Origin of the sequence: Rhizobium sp. AAP43, from assembly GCF_001296045.1 — a bacterium.
Classification (GTDB): domain Bacteria; phylum Pseudomonadota; class Alphaproteobacteria; order Rhizobiales; family Rhizobiaceae; genus Allorhizobium.
In genome coordinates, this window is the sequence record NZ_LJHS01000065.1 from 1 (window position 1) to 1764 (window position 1764).

Consider the following 1764-nt stretch of genomic DNA (forward strand, 5'->3'; position numbering starts at 1 on the left):
TCCCAACTCGCATGTGCAGGTTGCTTTGACCATAATAAGAGCCCAATCGGGGCTACAGGCTCTCTGCCAGCAGTCTCTCCACCCCCCGGCCCACGGTTGCAAGCGCCCTTTCAAGGGTTGCGCCGCAATGGTCCACTCCGCGGGCTTCGGTGCCGACGGCGTGCTCGCGGGAGGGCCAGCAAACTCACGCTTTGTCAAGATCCGGGATCTCAGTCGGGGCGCATACGGCTGCGTGGTGCTGGCCCTCAACACCCAGACAGGGCAGCAGGTTGCGCTCAAGTTCATCGAACGCGGCAAAGAGAACATCAGCAGCAAGTATGTGGAGCGCGAGATCATAAATCACATGAAGCTGCGGCACCCGCACATTGTAGAGCTGCAGGAGGTGTTCCTCACCAACACGCACCTGGTGCTGGTCCTGGAGTATGCGCCGGGGGGTGACCTGGCAGAGTATGTGACCAAGCACCGCGGCCTGCCCGAGGATGTGGGCCGCTGGTTCTTCCAGCAGCTGGTCATTGCCGTGGACTACCTGCACCGCATGGGCGTGACCAGCCGGGACATCAAACTGGAAAACACGCTGCTGGACTGCAGCCCTCGGCCGCTGATCAAGCTGAGCGACTTTGGCTTCTCCAAGGACACCAACGTGCAGAGCGCGCCGTCCAGCCGGGTGGGCACCCCCGCCTACCTGGCACCCGAGGTCATCAGCAACAAGCCAGGGGAGACAACGTACGACGGCATGAAAGCGGACATCTGGAGCTGCGGGGTTGCGCTGTACGCCATGCTGCTCAACACCTACCCCTTCCGGCGGCCCGAGGACGACCTGCTGGTGCCCAACCAGAAGCTGCATGCCATGCTGACGCGCGCGCTGCGCGCCGACTACGCCTTCCCGCCAGACAGGCCGCTGAGCCCGGGCGTGAAGGACTTGATAGGCCGCATGCTGGTGCTGGACCCGTCCAAGCGGGCCTCCCTGCAGGAGATCCAGCGACACCCTTGGTTCCTAGAGGCCATCAACCCTGCAGCGCTGAGGTTCAACGACAAAATCGTGGAGGAAAGCATGGCACGCCAGCTGCCAGCAGAGCTGCTTGAAGGGGTGCGAGAGGTAGTGAAGGCAGCCTCAGAAAAGCCGGGAGCACCAGAGGCCAGCACCCCGGACGCTGTGGACGCCGACAGCGCCGACCTGCAGGGCGAGGAGGAGGACTGTGCCGACGACGCAGGCTGCGACGCGGCAGCAGAGGAGGACGAGGAGGACGACGCGACCTGGGAGTTTGCCAAGTAGCCTGCCGGCAGGCGCCTGCTAGCCCCCGAGCCGCGCGCTGCTGAGTGGGGCCGCCGTGGCCGCTCCCCTTCCTCTGTGCCACCGCTGTGCGGTCCGCTGTCGGCAGCGCGATCAACGGGGCTGCGTAACCTGTGGGCTGGCTGCACTTCGAGCCCTGCTATGCTGGCTGCCTGCTGTTGCACAGCCGCCCACCATTCGCGAAGTGTGCACCCTGGCCATGCCTCGCCAGCGTGCCTTTCTGGGCAACTGCTGTGCTTGGGTGAACCCACCTGCTTCTGACAAGCTTGTATTCTGCTTATACCTAATTGTTGTTTATGCATTGAGCCTGCCTACGCCGCTGTCGGGGCGACCATACCGCGCGCCTCAACTCTTTTCTCGTATCCTCCCCAACCCTGCCCGCCGAACCAAGCCCTCCCTAATTTGCATTGAACCGCCTTTTTTCGCATGTCCCCTTGCTCAAGTGGCCTGCCGCCCTTTGCACAATGCCAAGA

Annotated in this window: 1 protein-coding gene; it reads left to right on the top strand. The window is 63.4% G+C overall.

Annotation, left to right across the window (positions count from 1 at the left end; all coding sequences use genetic code 11):
- Positions 1 to 1273, top strand: a 1273-nt coding sequence (locus IP76_RS22150) for a serine/threonine-protein kinase (protein WP_210166780.1), incomplete at its 5' end; no start/stop codon positions are given.
- Positions 1274 to 1764 lie beyond the last annotated feature (491 nt).